The organism is Amorphoplanes digitatis, from assembly GCF_014205335.1.
GTDB lineage: Bacteria > Actinomycetota > Actinomycetes > Mycobacteriales > Micromonosporaceae > Actinoplanes > Actinoplanes digitatus.
Genome location: NZ_JACHNH010000001.1, coordinates 3187295 through 3204648, shown reverse-complemented (window position 1 = coordinate 3204648; position 17354 = coordinate 3187295). Strand labels below are relative to the sequence as shown.

The window sequence follows — 17354 nt, the reverse complement described above, 5'->3', positions numbered from 1 at the left end:
GCTCACGCCACCAGCGACTTGACCTTGGTGGTGAGCTGTAGGTCGTCGAGGTAGCTGCGGACCACGACCTTGCCGGCCCGGTCCAGGATCACGTAGGTGCTCTGCTCGGTGATGCCGAACTTCTTCCAGAGCTTGCCCGGCCCGTCGTCCAGGTGCGGCACCTCGCCGACCTCGAGGTCGGAGACGAACTCGTGCATGTCCTTGTTGCCGCCCATGCCGGCGATGCCCAGGATGTTGAGCCGCCCGGCGTACTCGTCGCTCAGGTCGGAGATCGACTGGGCCTCGCTCGCGCAGGTCGCGCACCAGGGCGCCCAGAACCACAGGATGGTCGGCTTGCCGGCCATCGTCGCGGCGTCGAAGGTCTTGCCGTCCAGGGTCCTGCCCTTGAATTTCAGCGACGCGGGCACCACCGCGGGCGCCTCCGGCGGCTCGGTGGCTCCGGCGTCGGCGGCAGCGGGCTCCGCGGCCTGCTCGGCGGCCGGCAGCGCCGGACCGGCCGGCGGGGTGGCGGCCGAGCCGCACCCCGCGAGCGCGCCGGCGGCAACCGTCGCCGCGATCAGGGCCTTGATCCTGGGTACGGTCACTTCTTTACCGCCTCCGTCAGCCGCAGGGCCAGTGCCGGGCACACGTTGACCGCCTTGCGGGCGCCGTTCTCGAGCCACGGCGGCAGCGGCGTCTGCGGGAACGCCGGGAAGCCGTTCGCGTCGAGCCGGATGATCTCCGGGGCGACCGCCGAGCAGAGTCCGTGGCCGTCGCAGCGCGACCAGTCGACGGCGAGTTTCCGCGCGCCCTGATCGGTGTGGTACGGCAGGGGAAGGATGCCGCGCACCTGCTTGCCGCACCCCTCGCCGTTGGCGTGCAGCTCCACGTCGCGGGCGAAGACCTCGAGCGCGGACAGGGCGAACCGGGCGGTGCCGTCCGGGTGGCTGCACGCGCCGCGGCCCTTGACCACGCCGGCGGCCTGTCGCACGTTCTCCAGCGCGCTACCGCCGAGCGCGACCAGGGTGACCGCGCGGGCCAGGTCGGGCAGGCCGAGGCGGCACGGGCCGCACTGACCCGCCGACTCGCCGGCGAGGTACTGCACGACCTGGGCGACCTCGCCCAGCGGGCAGGTCGCCGAGCCGATCGGGATGAGCATGCCGGCGCCGAGCGTGCCGCCGACCTTGGCGAAGCCCTTGCGCGAGATCGTCACTGTCTTGGCGGCCTCGGCGGTGATCCACTTGCCGTGGTAGCCGCCGACGAGCAGCCCGGGACCGATGTCGGCGCCGCACATGGTGAGCACGTCCATCAGCGGGGTGCCGGTCGGCGCCTCGACGACGGCGGGCGCGGTGGACGAGCCGCCGACGGTCAGCATGACCGTGCCGGGCTCCTCCGGGATGCCGACCGCGTTGTACTCCCACGGGCCGAGCCGGGCCGCGATCGCCAGCTGCGAGTAGGTCTCGGCGTTGGAGAGCAGGGTCGGCAGCCCGCCGACGCCGTTGTCGCTCGAGCGGACCTTGCGGCCGGGCGGGATGTGCGCCTCGCCGTTGATGCCGCGCACCAGCGCGCCGCCCTCGCCGGAGATGAACCGGTGCGGGACGGTGACGATCCGGGTCGGCACCGGCATCCGCCGCTCGGCAAGCGCCGCCGCGAGGGAGTCCTGGCCGATGCCGTCGTCGGCGACGCCGATCACGATCTCCTCGGCGTCGAGCGCGGCGGCCGCGAGGGCCGCGCCGTCGAGGATCAGGTGCGGGCCGCGGGTCAGGACCGCCTTGTCCTTCCAGGACGGGGGCTCGCCCTCGGTGCCGTTGACCACGATCACCGGCGGCAGGTCCTGGCGCTGGCAGGAGTCGAGCACGGCGCGGACCTTACGGGCGAACGGGAAGCCGGCGCCGCCGCGCCCGCGCAGCTCGATGCGGTCGGCGAGGCCGATCAGCTCACCGCTGGAGAGCGCCGCGAAGCCGCCGTGCACCTCCTGGTGCGCGACCAGGTCGAGCCGGCCGTACTCGTCGAACCCGGCCGTGATCCGTGGCGTGCCCACGCTCGTGACGGGCGGAACCCTGCCCTCGCTCACGACGACGTCCCGCCGGTGCCGTGCCCTGCCCTGCTGCGCTCACTCACTGTGCTTCCCCTCGCAGCTGACGGAAGTATTGGTCGTCAGCCGATTCATCCCCACCCTTACCGCCTCGGCGAGCCCCCCGGCTCGCCGTACGGGCGGGTTCCTGCTGTGTCGCCCGGCGTGCCCGCCGGGACGCCATGTCTACCAGGGCCGGCGCGTCGTCGTACTCCGGGTCGGCGCTGTCGATTTGAGCGCCCCGGTCGCGCCGGGCCCGGGGCGCAGTCTCCGCATCCTCGGCGTAGCGCGCCGCGCGGGACGGCCTCGGCGGCTCGTCGTCCACGTAGCGATCCGACCGGCGCCGCGGCGCCTCCTCGTACCGCTCGTCGTCCGGGTAGCGGCGCTGCCGCGGCGCCGGGGCGTCGTCGGCGGCGAGGCGGCGGCCGCGCGGCGCGGGCACCTCGTCCTCGTCGGCGTAGCGCCGGCCGCGCGGTGCCGGCGCCGGCTCCTGCTCGAACTCGGTGCCGGCGTAGCGCCGGGACCGGGACGGCGGGCGCTCCTCGACGTAGTCGTCTTCGGCCCGGCGGCGACCGCGCGGCGCGGGCATGTCGTCGTCCTCGGCGTAGCCGCGCGGGCCGTCCTCGGCGGCGCGCCGCGAGATCGCCCGGGTGGGCTCGTCGAAGCGCTCGGGCTCGGGCGCCCGCCGCTGGCGCGGCGCCGGCGCCTCGTCCTCGGCGTAGCGGCGCGAGCGCTGCGCCGGCATGTCGTCTTCCTCGAACTCCCAGCGCTGGGTCGGCGCGTCGACGTAGTCGCGGCGGCGGCGGGCCCGCTCGTCGTCGTCGGCGCCGCGGCGCGGACGACGCTCGGCCTGCGGCGGGGGGCCGGCCGGGGCCGCGACCGGCTCGCTGGGCACCGGGGCGGCCGGCGTCCAGGCCTCGACCGCCGCGGGGGCGACCGGCTCGGCGCGGCGGCTCTTGCCCCGGCCCTTGCTCGGGGTGGTGGTCGGCACGAGCTTGCCGACCGGCTGGATCTTGCCGGTGCCGGTGCCGGCCTGCGACGCGAAGTCCTTGCGGCGGTTGAGGCTGACCGAGAGCCGCACGGCGAGCCCGACGAGCACACCCAGCACGCAGACGACGTAGCTGACGATGACCCAGGTGGCGGCGGGGCGGCCGGCGTTGAGGCCGTGCAGCAGGGCGAGCGGCCACATCAGGTACGAGATGGCGTGGATACCGCGCCACATCCAGGGCTTGCCCTTGCCGATGAACCGCGCGCGGGCGAGACCGGTCCACATGACCAGCACCATCACGTACGCGGAGACGCTGCCGAGACCGATGAAGAACCCGTTGTACGGCAGCAGGAACGGGATGAACACGTCGACCACGCCGACGAGGTTCATGGCGACCTTCGTCCAGACGTGCACGAAGAGGGCGCTGACCGCGATGATGCCGGTGGTGCGGTGCGCGGACTGGAGCAGCACCCGCTGCCGGATCGACAGGACCAGCCGGTCGGTGGCGACCAGTCCCAGCATGATCGTGATCGAGAGCGACACGAGGCAGACGACACCCATGTAGTACAGGCAGTACGTGAAGAAGTAGACGTAGCCGGTCTTACCCGCGGTGGTCAGCATCGCAGCGGCCCAGATTGCCGCGATGATGGAGACGCCGAGCACCACGTAGGCGATCGTCGACGGCGGTGTCCGGCCGCCGGTGGCATCAATGGGGACGTCACTTGCGGTTCGCTGGTTCGTCTTCGTCCGGGCCATAACTCCTCGTTCTCCGCAGCGGTGTGGCGTCCGTCCTGGGCGGTCGGGACGCCGGCATCCGTGGGGGATGCCCCGCGCTCGTTACTGTCGGGCTGATCTACCGGCCATCTACCTTTCCTTACGGTGCGTTGTCGCCGGTCTCCCGCCCTCCCCCATCTACGTGCGCGGCCCGGGTTCGGATGAACGTTCCGGAAGAACTTTCCGGGGAATCTTGGGCCGCCGCACGGCCGCCCACGATGATAAAGGCGCTGGCCTGCGAAGATACCTGTCGGTAACCAGCTGATAAGACAAAAATAAGTGTTATCCCGAGTGATCCCTCAGGCCGGGCTGAACCTTTCGCGCGGCGGCACCGAACTACCTTACGTGCGTGCGTTTTTGACGCCTCTGCGTAAGGAGATGATTGCTGTGCGGCATCGCACTGCCCTGCTGTCCACCGTTCTGGCCGTGGTCGTCGCGACCCTGGCCCTACCGGGCCGCGCCGGCGCGGTCGAGCCCGGCTTCGCGGTGGCCATCACCGAGGTGCCCGCCACCTTCACCGCCGGGAAACAGGCACGTACGGTGACCGTGGTCGCCTCCTCCGAGGCGCGGCGCTGCCAGAAGGTCCGCTGGTCGCTGATCCTCCAGGTCGACGGCCCGGAGCTGGACGAGATCCAGGTCGCCCGGGTCGAGGACGGCCGCGACTTCCCGGTGCAGGTGCAGAACGGTGGCGCCGACAGCACCCGGATCACCGACGTGCGGCTCGACCCGGGCCAGCTCTGCCGCGGCCGCACGGTGACGGCGCGTTACGAGATCGCGTTCGACGACGACGCCGACGCGGGAGAGGTGATCTTCCAGGCGCAGGCCTTCAACGCCCGGCAGACGCTGCTCCAGGAGTCGACGGCCCGCAGCCGGATCGAGGGCGAGAAGGGCGAGGCGGAACCGACCGCGTCGCCAAAGCCGTCGCCGAGCGAGACCGAGGAGGCAGAGGAGCCCGCCGCCGACGAGGCGGCGCCGCAGCCGGCCGAGTCCGACGACGACCTGGCGTCCGTGCCGACGGCCGGCGACGCCGGCACGCCAAGCCTGCTCGGGCCGGGCCTGATCGTGGGCGGCGTCCTGGTCTTCGTCGGCGTCGGCCTGCTGCTGCGCCTGCGGATGCGCGGCCGCGACCAGAAGCAGGGCCCGGCGCCGACCGGCTTCTACCCGGCCGGCTGATCGACCGGCCGCCCGGTGCGCCGGGCGGCCCGTCGATTGAGCCTTTTTCAACGTGGCCCGGGTGGCAGCTCCCGGCGCCGGTCGACGGCTCGGATACCTCTGGCCCGAGGCCAGGTTGAAAATTGCTCATTGTCGATCTTCCTCCACAAAAACCTGTGGAAGACTTAGGACGCAGTTAAGACTCCGTCGCGGACAGTAGCCCTAGGGTTGGTCGGGCGTAACGCCAGCCCTACCGCGAAGGATCCCTGGTGACCAGATCTCTCCGTATCTCGGCCGGCGTCGGCGTTGCCGTACTGGCGCTCGTCGGCACCTCCTCCGGCGTCTCGTTCGCCGATGACCTGCCCGCACCCGTCACGGCCGACCGCTTCCTCGGCGGCCCGAGCAGCGTTCCACCCGAGCTCGTCCCGCCCGCCGGCAACACGTTGACCTCCGTCTTCAAGGCCAAGGGCGTCCAGGTCTACGGCTGCACGGACGCCAAGTGGACCCTGATCGAACCCGCCGCCTCGCTGACCGGCATCACGCTGCGCCCGGTGCGGCCGGTGTCGGCCCTGCACTTCCGCGGCCCGAGCTGGGAGTCCGACGAGGACGGCTCGCTGATCGAGGGCACCGCGCCGAAGCCGGCGCCGTCGGACACCCCGAACAGCATCCCGCAGTTGCTGGTCACGGGCGCCCGGACGCGGGGACCCGGCGTCTTCGGCGACGTCACCTACATCCAGCGGCTGTCGACGGTCGGCGGTGTCGCACCGGCGACCGCGTGCGCGGCGGGCGCGACGACGTCGGTGCCCTACCGGGCCGTGTACCGCTTCTTCAAGAAGGGCTGACCTTCCCTACACAGACTTTCCCGAGGGGCCGGATGCCGGTGACCCGCCGATGCGGCGGGTCGCCGGCATCTCCCGGTCACCCGGGCGCGGTCACGGCCCGTCCAGGCGAAGCACCGTCTCCTCGATCTCCTTGCCGCGGGCCGTCGAGTAGGCGACCTCGATGCCCTCCGGGCGGAAGCCGGTCTTGCGCAGCACGGCCAGGGAGCCGGCGTTGTCGCTCGCCGCGCGCGCGATGATCGGCCGCACCGGCACGAGGTCGAGCAGCAGCTCGACGGCGCGGGTGGCGACGCCGCGGCCCCACCAGGCCCGGTCCAGCCAGTACGTGATCTCGGTGTCGCCGCCGACGACGAAGCTCGCGATGGTCCCGGCGAGCTCGCCGTCCACCGTGATCGCCCGCAGCAGGATGTCCGGCGAGGTGCGCAGCCGCACGAAGTGCGCGTCGAACGCCTCCCGGTCGTCCGGATCCTCGGCGGTGAAGGCGGCCATCATGACGGCCTCGGGGTCGCGCATCTGGTCGTAGAGCGCGTCGAGGTCCGCGTCGCGCACCGGCCGCAGGCCGATCTCACCCATCGGTCACTCCCGTCCGACCCGGATCACCGCGGCCGTCGCATTGTCGTCGCCGCCGGCCCGCAGGGAGTCCTCGAGCAGCGTCGTCGCCGCCTCGCCCGGGTCGGGCGTGCCCCGCAGCACCTCGGTGAGCCGTTCGTAGCCGACCTGCTCCGCGAGGCCGTCGGTGCAGAGCAGGAACACGTCGCCGGCGCGCAGCGCCACGCTGAGCACGTCCGGCTCGGGCGAGTCCGGATGCCCGGCGTAGCGGGTCAGCCGGTAGCGCGCCGCGTGCGCCTCGGGCGAGTCGGCCGGCCACCAGCCGTACACGGCGCCGAGCCAGGCCATCGTGTGGTCGGTGGTGAGCAGTTCGAGCAGGCCGTCGCGCAGGCGGTAGGCGCGCGAGTCGCCGAGCTGCACGATCCAGGCGTCGGGCTCGTCGACGGCGCCCACGAAGGCGGTCAGCGTGCAGCCGGTGAGCTCGCCCAGCGCGGCGCCGGCCGCCCGGACCCGGAGCTGCACCTCGGCGACGGCGGCCCGCAGTGCCCGGGGCGTCGGCGCGGCCGTCGCACCGGCCACGAAGACGTCGACCGCCGTGCGCCCGGCGATCGCGCTGCCGGGGCCGTCGCCCATCCCGTCCGCCACGACCACCAGGGGCCAGACCGGGTCGATGTGCAGCACGTCGAAGTTGGCCGGATAGCGGTTGCCGACCACGCTGCCCGCGGCCACCGTGAGCCGCCGGCCCGCGGCGGCCGGCTCGGCACGCCGGACCTCGACCTGCTCGATGACCCACCCCCGATGCTCAGTGGCGGCAGCCTACCGAACACGCTACGGCCGAACGAGGTTAGGTCAGGGCGGGTGTCAGTCGCGCGCGGGCCGCGGCGACCAGTCCCTCGGGGTCGTCGGCGTGGAACCGGATCTGCGTCACCGGCCGGCCGCCGGTCTTCTTGTGCCCGACGGTCAGCGGCCGGCTCAGCTGGACGTCGATGCTGGTCTGGCTGCCGACGCCGAGCGAGAGGATGCGGGCGTCGCCGGCCTCCTCGACCTGGACGCCGCCGCCGGGCGGCATCGAGCGGCGGCGCACCTGGACGCTCTCGACGGCGTCCCACGGCACCTCGACCCGCAGGGTGGTGCTGTTGCGGATGACCAGCGCGCCCGGCGCGGCCAGGTGCGGGTAGAGCCGCAGGGTGGCCAGCAGGCCGATCATCCAGACCAGGCCGTACGCCCCGATGATCAACGAGATGGTCCGCGCGGTCTGCCACGGCAGGATCAGGTGCAGGATCGGGATCTCGACCGCGGACAGCCCGATGAAGACGCCGAAGAGCGGCGTGACGGTGCCGGCGTAGTGGAAGGCGGCGGTGCCGGGCTCGACCGGGTAGGGCCGGCGGGCGATCCAGCGGAACAGGGCGGCCCAGAGCGCCGCCTCGTAGCGGCCCGCGAAGGCCAGCCCCTGCCGGACCGACATCGTGAGACTCCTTCATAAGTGGGCGGGCGAGCACCATTATGACCAGGCGATATTGCGCGCCCGGCGGGCGGGCGGTAGCGGGACGGGTGCGGTTCAGGCGCGGGTCGCGCTGAGGTACGCCTTCGCCATCGTGTGCCGGGTCGGCGTGCCGGCCAGGCGCTCCACGTGCGCGTCCAGGCGCTCGCGCTCGGCGGGGGTCAGCGCCGCCTCGATCGCCTCGCCGTACGTCGGCGCCAGCGGGTTCGGGGACGTGCGCTTGAGCGCCGCCCAGTCCGTGACGGGCGGCCCCGGCACGTCGACCTCCGCCCGGTAGTCGAGCGTCACCCGGGTGAACCCCGCCTCCCGGGCCCAGCCGAGCAGGTCGCGCTCGTCGAAGTCGGTCATCGGGCGGCCGCCGTCCGGCGCGCCCGGCGTGAACTGTGCGCGCACCTTGGCGGCGAGGTCGGCCACGGGGGTGAGGTCCAGCCCGAACAGGTGGTCGGCTCCCGCCCGTACGGGAAAGCTGTTGATCGGCTCGAAGATGGACAACCGGCCGCCGGGGCGGAGCACCCGGAACAGCTCGGCGAAGGCCTCGCGCTTGCGGGCCACGTAGATCAGCACCGACCGGGTCGTCACGACGTCGACCGACGCGTCCGCGATCGGGCCGAGGTCGTCCGCCGCCGCCTCGACGAAGCTGCTGCGGTCCGGGTCGGCGAGCCGCCGGCACTCGTCGAGCAGCGCGGCCGAGACGTCGCTGAACACCACCCGCCCGGCCGGGCCGACCAGGTCGAGCGCGCCGAGGCCGATCAGTCCCGTGCCCGTGCCGACGTCGAGGACCACGTCGCCCTCGGCGATCGCGGCGCGGTCGAGAACGCCGTCCCGGAACGCGATCAGCTCCGCGGCGAACCGCTCGCGCAGCTCCGTCGAGCCGCCGTCCCGGCGGCGCAGCAGCCAGCTCGCCCATCGGTCCGTGGTCATCGGCAAAGCCTAGCCAGAAAAGGGCGGGCGGCCCGGTCGTGGGAGAACCGGGCCGCCCGCGTCGGGAGTGGATCAGGAAAGGGGCGGGTACGCGTTCGCCATCAGCTGGCGGAACTGCGCCGAGAACCAGGCTCCCGAGATCGGGGCGCCGGACAGCGAGCCGGTGGGGCTGTTGCCGTTGCGCTCGTTACCGGTGTAGGTCGGGTCGCACATCCGGTCGAAGCCCTTGCCCTCGTTGTTCGGGATGAGGGTGCTGGAGCCGTCCGACTCGCCCGGGGGCTTGACCCAGACGTAGGCGTCGATGCCCGAGGCCGGAGCCGACCGGGGACGCTCGCCGAGGCCGGCGCCGTCCTGGTTGCACCAGTTGCCGGCGTGGATCCGGCGGTCGATGCGCGACTGGTTGACGAAGGTGTCCACGGCGGTCGACGTGCTCGCCGCGGTGGGCCGGCTGGAGCCGCCCCAGCCGTTGCGCGAGGTGTCGATCAGCATGCCGATGCCGGAGTCGAAGCCGACCGAGACCAGCTTGGTACGGAACGCCTGAGCGAACGAGAGCTCGTCGACGTACTGGTTCCAGTCGACCCACTTGGACTGCCGCACCGAGGTGCCGCCCACCGAGGTGTTGATGGTGAAGTACGGCTCGGTCAGCGCCGAGTAGTTCGCCGTGTTGGTGATGAAGCCGTTGACGTTGCGCACGCTGCCGGACGCCTGCGCGGCCTGCAACATGATGTCCGCGGTCGGGCCGAAGTTGGTGTCCCAGCCGATCCAGCCGTGGTGCGCGGCGTCGATGTAGTTGTAGACGTTGCCGATCGCGCCGAGCTTGTTCAGCGCGTAGCCGACGCCCTGCACGTAGCCGCCGTTCGACTTCATCGTGGCGCAGGTCGCGACGTTGGTGTTGGTGATCAGGTTCGGCAGCGAGTCGATCTCGATCACGTTGATGATCCGCAGGCCGGCGTACTTCGCGCGGCTCTGGATCGCGGCGATCGGGTCGATGTACTCGGCCTTGTAGCGGGGCAGGTCGTTCACGCCCAGCTCGCCGTTGGAGGCCAGCGCCGAGCAGTCGCGCCCGGGCAGGTTGTAGATGACGAACTGGATGTAGCCGGCGCCCTGCGCGAGCGCGGCGTCCAGGTGGTCCTCAAGGCCCATCGAGCCGTTGGAGCTGCTGCCGGTCGTGCCCTCGATGGCGGCGATCCGGTCCAGCCAGACCGCGGTCGGGTTGCTCGAGACCCGGCTACCGCCGGGCTCCGCGTCGGCCTTGGCCTTCCACTCCGGGTTCACGTAGCCCCGGGCGCCCGCGTACGGGTTGTCGACCTTGTTGCCGGGCGGCTGCGAGGTCGGCGGCGTCGTCGGCGGGGTGGTGGGCGGGGTGGTGGGCGGCGTCGTCGGCGGGGTCGTCGGCGTCGTGGTCGGCGGCGTCGTGGGCGTGGTCCCGGTGCAGACCGTGCCGTTGAGCGAGAACGAGGCGGGCGCCGCGTTCGTGCCGGAGTAGTCGGCGTTGAAGCCGAACGTCGCCGTCGCGTTGGTGGCCAGGCCTGTCGCCCAGGACGGGTTGACCGCGGTCACCGCCTGGCCGGACTGGGTGATGGTGGCGCTCCAGCCCTGGGTGATCCGCTGGTTGCCGGCGAAGCTCCAGGTCAGTCGCCAACCGTTGGTGATCGGGTCACCGAGGTTGGTCACGGAGACGTTGCCGGTGAACCCGGTGCTCCACTGGTTGACCGAGTATGCGACGCGACAACCCGCGGCGGCGCTGGCCTGCTGTGCCGCGACGGCGATGCCGGCGCCGGTGAGGAGGGTGATCGCGGCGGCGGCCGTCAGGCCGCGCGTCACGGTGTGGGGACGTGGACTCATGCGCAAGCGCTCCTGGAAGACATGGCAGCACCCGGGGAAGGCGCGACCGAGGGGAACGAACTTCCGCGCGGGGGGATCGATCGGTGTCGCTGACCTCCCGCGTCAGGTCAGACTATGGGAGCGCTCCCATGACATCAATACGTAACTCCATCGAAACTTTTCGCACCGCGCTTCTGGCACGCTCCCTATTGGAAGAGCTTCGCCGCGGTGATCACCGTCTGGGTCACGCCGTAGCCGAGCAGAACGGCGACCAGCGCCCAGGACAGCACCAGCCGCAGGGGCGACGTCCTCATGCGACGGCCTCCTTCTCCTCGGCGGGCGTCTCGTGGAAGCGCTCCGGCACCGGGCGTATCAGCAGGTTGGCGAGGAGGCCGACCGCCAGCAGGCCGACCATGGTGAACAGCGCCGGGCGGTACGCGGACGCCGTCAGCGTGCCCGGCTTCCCCTGCGCGTCCAGGAAACCGTTGACGATCAGTGGGCCGGCCACGCCCGCCGCCGCCCAGGCGGTCAGCAGCCGGCCGTGTATCGCGCCGACCTGGAACGTGCCGAACAGGTCGCGCAGGTACGCCGGCACGGTCGCGAAGCCGCCGCCGTAGAACGACAGGATCAGGCCGGCGAGCAGGACGAACAGCCAGACGGCGGCGTGCCCGACCGACGCGAGCAGCGCGTACAGGATCATGCCGCCGCCGAGATAGACCAGGTACATCCGTTTGCGCCCGATCACGTCGGACGTGGACGACCAGACGAACCGGCCGGCCATGTTGAACAGCGACAGCACCCCGACGAAGCCGGCCGCGGCCGAGACGGCGACGGTGGACACGCCGGCGTCGTCCCGGAAGAAGTCCTGGATCATCGGGCTGGCCTGTTCGAGGATGCCGATGCCCGCGGTCACGTTGCAGAAGAGCACGATCCAGAGCAGCCAGAACGACCCGGTGCGGATCGCGGAGGCCGCCGAGACGCTCGCCGTGGTGACCAGCGGCTTCGCCGCGACCGTCGCCGGGTCGAAGCCCTCGGGCGCCCAGCCCTCGGGTGGTACGCGCACGGTGACGACGCCGAACATCATGATCACGAAGTAGCCGGCGCCCAGGGTCAGGAAGAGCGCCACGAGCGCGCCGCCGGAGGCCACCGAGGTGGAGACGCTCGGGTCGTAGGCCGGGTCGTAGTAGGACAGCAGTTGCCGCGACAGCGGGCTGGCGATCAGCGCACCGCCGCCGAAGCCCATGATGGCCAGGCCGGTGGCGAGGCCGGGCCGGTCCGGGAACCACTTGATCAGCGTGGAGACCGGCGAGATGTAGCCGATGCCGAGGCCGATGCCGCCGAGGAAGCCGTAGCCGAGGTAGACCAGCCACAGCTGCCCGGTGCCGATGCCCAGCGCGCTGACCGCGAAGCCCGAGGCCCAGAAGCACGCCGAGACGAACATGGCCTTGCGCGGGCCGTTCGCCTCGACCCAGGTGCCGCCGAGCGCCGCCGACAGGCCGAGCATGACGATCGCGATGCTGAAGATGATGCCGATGGCGGTCTGGCCGACGTCGAAGTGCGCGATGAGCGAGTTCTTGTAGACGCTCGTGGCGTAGACCTGGCCGATGCAGAGGTGGACGGAGAGGGCGGCCGGCGGAATCAGCCAGCGGCTGAACCCGGGCGGGGCGACGGATTGCTCGCGGTCGAGCGCGGACAGCATTGCGGCGCCTCCCGGACCTCGGCGAAGACATCGATGTTCATCATCTTCAACCTTCCGGAAACTTGCCGCAACAATTACCGCGGCGGGCCCCGTTCGCACGGGACCCGCCGCGGCCGCTACCGGCCCGAGTCGTAGAGCTCCTTGATCTCCGCGGCGGACAGCGCCCGGTCGTAGAGGTGCACCTGGTCGATCGTGCCGTCGAGGTAGTCGACCGGGTTGCCGCCGTACCGGCCGCGGCCGATCACCGTGTTGCCGGTCGCCGCCGCCTGCGGCATGCAGGCTCCGGCCCGCCCGGCGGGCTCGCCGTCGACGTAGAGCCGCAGCTCGCCCCGGACGCTGTCGCGCACCCCGGTCAGGTGGTACCAGCGGCCCACCTCCGGCCGGGCCGGCCCCAGCGCCCGTACGCCGGCGAAGCTCATCGCGAAGCGCTGGTCGGCGCCGGAGTACTGCAGGAAGAAGTCGCTGTTGGACGGCCCGTCCTGGCTCACCGCCGTCTGGAACGCGCCGTCGACCTTGTCGAGCTTCACCCAGGCGGAGGCGGTGTAGTCCGAGGCCGTGTCCAGCACCGGCGCGCCGGCGTCGAGGAACTGGGTGGACCCGTTGAGGTCAAGACCCTGGCCCGACCTCCCGGTCACGTACGCCGGTCCGCCGACCGCCGTGGCGTCGTGGTCGCCCGCCGCGTCCTCGGCCGTGCCGTCCAGCGGGTAGAACGCGACGCCGGTGAGCCCCGGCGTGCCCGGCGGCGGCTGCGGCAGGTTGCCCGCGGTGCCGTCGGCCTTCGCGATGATCTCCCGGTTGACCGCGCGGACCTGCTTGAGGTCCATCTTGGCCACCTGCCGGTCATAGGTCCAGAAGCCGTTGAGCTCGCCCTCGACGTCGGTGATCTGGGTGTAGATGGCCGCGCTGATGCCGCACGAGCGTGCCGAGCTGATGACGGCCTTCTGGTTCTCCACGTACTTGCGGGTCAGGGTCGCCGAGTCCGGCTCCATCTCGTACGCCTGCCCGTCGCCGAACCACATGTGGTTGGACGTCTTGAGGCCGAAGCCGCCGTGCTCCCCGTCGATCGACACCCGGTTCTCCTCGGGCGCCGGCGAGGCCGGGCCGAGGTACTGGTGGAAGTCGACCACGTCGCCCCTGCCGGAGTCGCCGTGGGAGTTGCAGCAGTTCACGCCGCTGTGCGCGTTGACCAGCCGGCTCGGGTCCTGCGCCTTCACCTCGTCGGCGATGCGGCCGGTCGCGGCGCGGTCCCACTCGCCCCAGCCCTCGTTGAAGGGCACCCAGGCCACGATCGAGGTCCAGCTCTGGTGCTCGCGGACCATCTCGTGCAGCTCCGACTCGAACTGGCCGCGCCACGGCTCGGGGATCGGCCCGGTGTTGGCGGCCGGCATGTCCTGCCAGACCATCAGGCCCAGCCGGTCGGCCCAGTAGTACCAGCGGTCGGGCTCGACCTTGATGTGCTTGCGCACCGCGTTGAAGCCCATCTCCTTGTGCTGGCGCAGGTCGAACTTCAGGGCCGCGTCGGTGGGCGCGGTGTTCAGGCCGTCGGGCCAGAATCCCTGGTCCAGGGTGGCCATGTTGAACAGGATCTCGCCGTTGAGCGCGATGCGCAGCTTGCCGTCGGCGCCCTTCTTCGTGCCGATCTCCCGCATGCCGAAGTACGACCGCACGGTGTCGACGGCCTTGCCGCCGCGCAGCAGGGTGACCTCGAGGTCGTACAGGAACGGCGAGTCCGGCGACCAGAGCTTGGCGTCGGGCACCGGCAGCCGCAGATCCGCGTTCGCGGCGCCGGTGACCCGGCCGGCCACCCGGCCGTTGCCCCGCGCGACGGCGCGGACGGTGAGGCCCTCGCCGCCCACGGCGTTCACCTTGATCTTGAGGTCGGAGGCCGCCAGGTCCGGGGTCGTCGCGAGCGACGAGATGCTGGAGTCGGCGACCGGCTCCATCCAGACCGTGCGCCAGATGCCGGAGCTGCCCTGGTAGAAGATGCCGCGGTCGGAGGTCCGGCGCTGCTTGCCGATGGGCTGGCCGGTGGCGTCGGTGAGGTCCTCGGCCCAGACGATCAGCTCCTGCGGGCCCGCGGAGGTGAGCGCGTCGGTGACGTCGACGTCGAAGCCGTCGTAGCCGCCCCGGTGGGTCGCGACCTGGGTGCCGTTGACCCACACCTTCGCGTCGTAGTCGACCGCGCCGAAGTGCAGCAGCAGCCGCCGGCCCTGGCCGACCCGCCAGCCGGCGGGCACCGTGAAGGCGCGGCGGTAGAACATCCGGTCCTCGCGGCGCTGAATCCCGGAGAGCGCGGACTCGATCGGGTACGGCACCAGGACCCGCTCGCCGAGCTCCCGGCCGACGGGCGGCGCCTCGCCGACGGCGGCCTTGGCGAACTCCCAGACGCCGTTGAGGTTCTGCCAGCTGTCGCGGACCAGCTGGGGCCGGGGATATTCGGGCAGCGCGTTGCCGGGGCCGACCCGGTCGGTCCACGGCGTCGCGACGGGCGCGATGCCCTTGCGCCAGGCCGGCGCGGCGGCCGGCGCCGGCGCGGCGACCAGCGCGGGCGCGGCGGCGGGTGCGGGGACGCCGGGGGACGGCGCGGCGCCGGCGGCGCCCGCGGTGCCGACGGTCAGTACCGTGACGGCGGCCACCGCGACGGCCCGCCGCCGGAGGATCCAAGGTGCGGTCATGCGCGAAAGTCCTCTCGGTGGGAAAGAACGCGGGCAGCGTCGACCGGCGCTCCACCTTGGACGAAAATCACATGGAGCGCCTGCGGGAGACCACCCGGGAGTGAACACAGTCCAACAAGACTGCTCAGATCACGTCAAGGTTTCGAGCGAAGAACCTCGATGGTCCGACACTTTCCACCATGGACGCGCATACGAACGGGCAGCGCACCCAGCGGGGTGTGCGACGATGCCGCGGTGCCAGAATCGATCTTGGAAGTCATCGCACTGAACGCCGTCGATGCGCTCGCCGCGCAGGACGGCGGCGCCGACCGGGTCGAGCTGGTCGCCGACATGAGCCGGCAGGGCCTGACCCCGAGCCTCGCGACCTTCGCGGAAGTCCGGGCGGCGGTCGGCATCGGCGTCCGCGTCATGCTGCGCGCCGAGGACGGGTACGGGCTGAGCGACCCGGACGCCCTGATCGACGCCGCCGCTGAGCTGCGCGCCGCCGGGGCCGACGAGTTCGTCCTGGGTTTCCTCGACGCGCGGGCCGCCGTCGACCTGGTGGCGGTCAAGGCCGTGCTGGCCGCGATCGAGGGCTGCCGGTGGACCTTCCACCGGGCGCTGGACCACGCCGCGGACCGCGCGGCCGCCCGGCGGGCACTCGTCGGGCTGCCCGGCCTGGACTTCGTGCTCACCGCGGGCGGCCCGGCGAGCGTCGCGGAGGGCCTGCCCGTCCTGGGCGCGGAGGCGGCCTCCCGGCCGAGGGTCCTGGCCGGCGGCGGGCTGCGCCACCACCACCTCGGCCCGCTGCTGGCGGCCGGGGTGGACGCGTTCCACACGGGCAGCGCGGTGCGCCCGGACGGCCGCTGGGACCTCCCGGTGGACGCGGACCTGGTCCGCGCCTGGCGCGCCGCACTGCCCTGACCGGCGGCCGGACCCGCGTGCGGGTCAGCGGCCGGTGAGCGACAGGTAGCGGTAGCCGAGCTTGGTGAGGCGCCCGGGGTCGAGGCAGTGCCGGCCGTCCAGGATCACCGGCGTGCGCATCAGCGGGGCCAGCTTCGCCCAGTCCAGGTCCAGGTACTGCGCCCACTCGGTGACCAGCACCACCGCGTCGCTGTCGTCGAAGACGTCCTCGACGTCGTCGGCCAGGTGGGCCGCCAGGTCCGGCTGCTCGCGGCGCAGGCGCTCGGCGGCGACCGGGTCGTGCAGGCGCACCCGCGCGCCGCGGTCGATGAGCATGCGGGCGATGTCCAGCGCCGGCGCGTCGCGCATGTCGTCGGTCTCGGGCTTGAACGCGAGCCCGAGCAGGCCGATCCGGCGCCCCTTGACGATGCGCAGCTCACCCAGCAGCCGGTCCACCACCAGCCGGCGCTGGAGCTTGTTGACCTCGCGGGCGGCGGAGACGATCGGCATGTCGTGGTGGTACTCGGCGCTGGTGGCGATCAGGGCCGCGGTGTCCTTGCCGAAGCAGGAGCCGCCCCAGCCGATGCCGGGCTGGAGGAAGCGCGGCCCGATCCGGGTGTCCAGGCCGATGCCGCGGGTGACCTGGGAGATGTCCGCGCCGACCCGGCCGGCCAGCTGGCCGATCTCGTTCGCGAAGCTGATCTTCAGGGCCAGGAACGCGTTCGCGGCGTACTTGATCAGCTCGGCCGAGGCCAGGTCGGTGGAGACCATCGGCACGGCGCCGAGCCCGGCCGGCCGCGGCAGGTAGGTGGGCGGCGTGAACGTCTGGTTGAGGATGGTGCGGTAGAGGCGGTTGAGCACGTCGAGGCTGCGGGGGTTGTCGGAGCCGACGACGATCCGGTCCGGGTAGAGGGTGTCCTGGATCGCCGCGCCCTGGCGCAGGAACTCCGGGTTCGAGGCGACCGAGAACTCGCCGTCGCTGCGCCGCTCGTGGGTCCGCTCGAACGACTCCCGCAGGATCGAGTCGACCCAGTTGCTGCTGCCGATCGGCACCGTCGACTTGTTGACCACCACGGTGAACTCGCCGTCGATGTGACGGCCGACACTCTCCGCGGCCGCGCGCAGGTACTTCAGGTCCGGGTTGCCGTCGGGCAGCGAGGGGGTCTGCACCGCGATGAACACGACGTCCGCGCCGGGCACGGCCGCGCTGTAGTCGGTGGTGAAGATCATCCGCTCGGCCGCGTCGACAAGCAGCGCCTCCATGTGCGGCTCGTAGATCGGCGACCGGCCGCCCGAGAGCAGGTCGACCTTTTCCTGGTCCAGATCGACGCAGGTGACGTCGTGACCGAGAAAGGCCAGGCTGACACCGGTGGTGAGCCCCACGTAACCAGTTCCGACCACACACACCCTCATGCCGCACTCCCCTTCGTTCCGCCGGGCGGCTGCCCCCGATCGCTGCACGGTAATCCGTCGGGTCCCGTGCCCCGCATCACCAGG

General features: G+C 72.2%; 15 protein-coding genes. 3 read left to right on the top strand and 12 right to left on the bottom strand.

The features are described 5' to 3' along the window. Window positions 1–2: 2 nt before the first annotated feature. From BJ971_RS13780 to BJ971_RS13770, 3 genes are read right to left on the bottom strand one after another with little or no spacing between them, the layout of a single operon-like run. On the bottom strand, window positions 3–584 hold the full coding sequence (locus BJ971_RS13780) for a TlpA family protein disulfide reductase (RefSeq protein ID WP_239087813.1): 582 nt from the start codon (window positions 582–584) through the stop codon (window positions 3–5). Continuing rightward, window positions 581–2053, bottom strand: coding sequence for an NADH-quinone oxidoreductase subunit NuoF family protein (locus BJ971_RS13775; protein WP_184993151.1), 1473 nt, complete (start codon window positions 2051–2053; stop codon window positions 581–583). Before BJ971_RS13775 ends, BJ971_RS13780 begins: the two co-directional genes overlap by 4 nt. 43 nt (window positions 2054–2096) lie before the next feature. Continuing rightward, a complete protein-coding gene (locus BJ971_RS13770; RefSeq protein WP_184993148.1) occupies window positions 2097–3797 on the bottom strand; it encodes a translation initiation factor III in 1701 nt (566 codons plus the stop codon). A gap of 405 nt (window positions 3798–4202) precedes the next feature. On the opposite strand from BJ971_RS13770, the gene BJ971_RS13765 reads away from it, so the two are divergent. Both BJ971_RS13765 and BJ971_RS13760 read left to right on the top strand, forming a co-directional pair. Beyond that, a complete protein-coding gene (locus BJ971_RS13765) occupies window positions 4203–4988 on the top strand; it encodes a hypothetical protein (RefSeq protein ID WP_184993146.1) in 786 nt (261 codons plus the stop codon). Between the two features lie 248 nt (window positions 4989–5236). Then, window positions 5237–5809 (top strand): DUF3455 domain-containing protein, encoded by a 573-nt coding sequence (locus tag BJ971_RS13760; protein WP_184993144.1) that lies wholly within the window; start codon window positions 5237–5239, stop codon window positions 5807–5809. A 90-nt stretch (window positions 5810–5899) separates the two neighbouring features. On the opposite strand, the gene BJ971_RS13755 is transcribed toward BJ971_RS13760, so the two are convergent. The 8 genes from BJ971_RS13755 to BJ971_RS13725 all read right to left on the bottom strand — a co-directional run bounded on the left by BJ971_RS13755 (window position 5900) and on the right by BJ971_RS13725 (window position 14975). Continuing rightward, the gene (locus BJ971_RS13755) at window positions 5900–6379 is read right to left on the bottom strand and encodes a GNAT family N-acetyltransferase (RefSeq protein ID WP_184993142.1); all 480 of its coding nucleotides are present in this window, start codon (window positions 6377–6379) and stop codon (window positions 5900–5902) included. Between the two features lie 3 nt (window positions 6380–6382). After that, window positions 6383–7084 carry a PP2C family protein-serine/threonine phosphatase gene (locus tag BJ971_RS13750; protein ID WP_239087812.1) on the bottom strand — a complete coding sequence of 234 codons (702 nt, stop codon included), beginning with the start codon at window positions 7082–7084 and terminating at the stop codon, window positions 6383–6385. A 115-nt stretch (window positions 7085–7199) separates the two neighbouring features. Beyond that, window positions 7200–7820, bottom strand: coding sequence for a hypothetical protein (locus BJ971_RS13745; RefSeq protein WP_184993140.1), 621 nt, complete (start codon window positions 7818–7820; stop codon window positions 7200–7202). A 93-nt stretch (window positions 7821–7913) separates the two neighbouring features. Beyond that, a complete protein-coding gene (locus BJ971_RS13740; protein ID WP_184993138.1) occupies window positions 7914–8777 on the bottom strand; it encodes a methyltransferase domain-containing protein in 864 nt (287 codons plus the stop codon). A 72-nt stretch (window positions 8778–8849) separates the two neighbouring features. Beyond that, window positions 8850–10622 (bottom strand): glycoside hydrolase family 6 protein, encoded by a 1773-nt coding sequence (locus BJ971_RS13735; RefSeq protein WP_221478776.1) that lies wholly within the window; start codon window positions 10620–10622, stop codon window positions 8850–8852. Window positions 10623–10807: 185 nt separating this feature from the next. After that, window positions 10808–10915 (bottom strand): MFS transporter small subunit, encoded by a 108-nt coding sequence (locus BJ971_RS42650; RefSeq protein WP_417281803.1) that lies wholly within the window; start codon window positions 10913–10915, stop codon window positions 10808–10810. After that, window positions 10912–12300 carry an OFA family MFS transporter gene (locus BJ971_RS13730; protein ID WP_184993136.1) on the bottom strand — a complete coding sequence of 463 codons (1389 nt, stop codon included), beginning with the start codon at window positions 12298–12300 and terminating at the stop codon, window positions 10912–10914. Before BJ971_RS13730 ends, BJ971_RS42650 begins: the two co-directional genes overlap by 4 nt. Before the next feature lie 116 nt (window positions 12301–12416). After that, complete coding sequence (locus tag BJ971_RS13725) at window positions 12417–14975, bottom strand: LamG-like jellyroll fold domain-containing protein (RefSeq protein ID WP_184993134.1); 2559 nt, start codon at window positions 14973–14975, stop codon at window positions 12417–12419. 249 nt (window positions 14976–15224) lie between these two features. Here BJ971_RS13725 and BJ971_RS13720 point away from each other — a divergent pair, with 249 nt between their 5' ends. Further along, complete coding sequence (locus BJ971_RS13720) at window positions 15225–15878, top strand: copper homeostasis protein CutC (protein WP_260414957.1); 654 nt, start codon at window positions 15225–15227, stop codon at window positions 15876–15878. Between the two features lie 24 nt (window positions 15879–15902). On the opposite strand, the gene BJ971_RS13715 is transcribed toward BJ971_RS13720, so the two are convergent. Further along, window positions 15903–17270: a UDP-glucose dehydrogenase family protein gene (locus BJ971_RS13715; protein WP_184993130.1), complete on the bottom strand. Its 1368-nt coding sequence runs from the start codon at window positions 17268–17270 to the stop codon at window positions 15903–15905. Window positions 17271–17354 lie beyond the last annotated feature (84 nt).

Bases quoted from the DNA above. Each gene is read 5' to 3' on its own strand.
- BJ971_RS13770 (WP_184993148.1), bottom strand. From the start codon at position 3,797: ATGGCCCGGACGAAGACGAACCAGCGAACCGCAAGTGACGTCCCCATT.
- BJ971_RS13755 (WP_184993142.1), bottom strand. From the start codon at position 6,379: ATGGGTGAGATCGGCCTGCGGCCGGTGCGCGACGCGGACCTCGACGCG.
- BJ971_RS13745 (WP_184993140.1), bottom strand. From the start codon at position 7,820: ATGTCGGTCCGGCAGGGGCTGGCCTTCGCGGGCCGCTACGAGGCGGCG.
- BJ971_RS13740 (WP_184993138.1), bottom strand. From the start codon at position 8,777: ATGACCACGGACCGATGGGCGAGCTGGCTGCTGCGCCGCCGGGACGGC.
- BJ971_RS13735 (WP_221478776.1), bottom strand. From the start codon at position 10,622: ATGAGTCCACGTCCCCACACCGTGACGCGCGGCCTGACGGCCGCCGCC.
- BJ971_RS42650 (WP_417281803.1), bottom strand. From the start codon at position 10,915: ATGAGGACGTCGCCCCTGCGGCTGGTGCTGTCCTGGGCGCTGGTCGCC.
- BJ971_RS13730 (WP_184993136.1), bottom strand. From the start codon at position 12,300: ATGCTGTCCGCGCTCGACCGCGAGCAATCCGTCGCCCCGCCCGGGTTC.
- BJ971_RS13725 (WP_184993134.1), bottom strand. From the start codon at position 14,975: ATGACCGCACCTTGGATCCTCCGGCGGCGGGCCGTCGCGGTGGCCGCC.
- BJ971_RS13715 (WP_184993130.1), bottom strand. From the start codon at position 17,270: ATGAGGGTGTGTGTGGTCGGAACTGGTTACGTGGGGCTCACCACCGGT.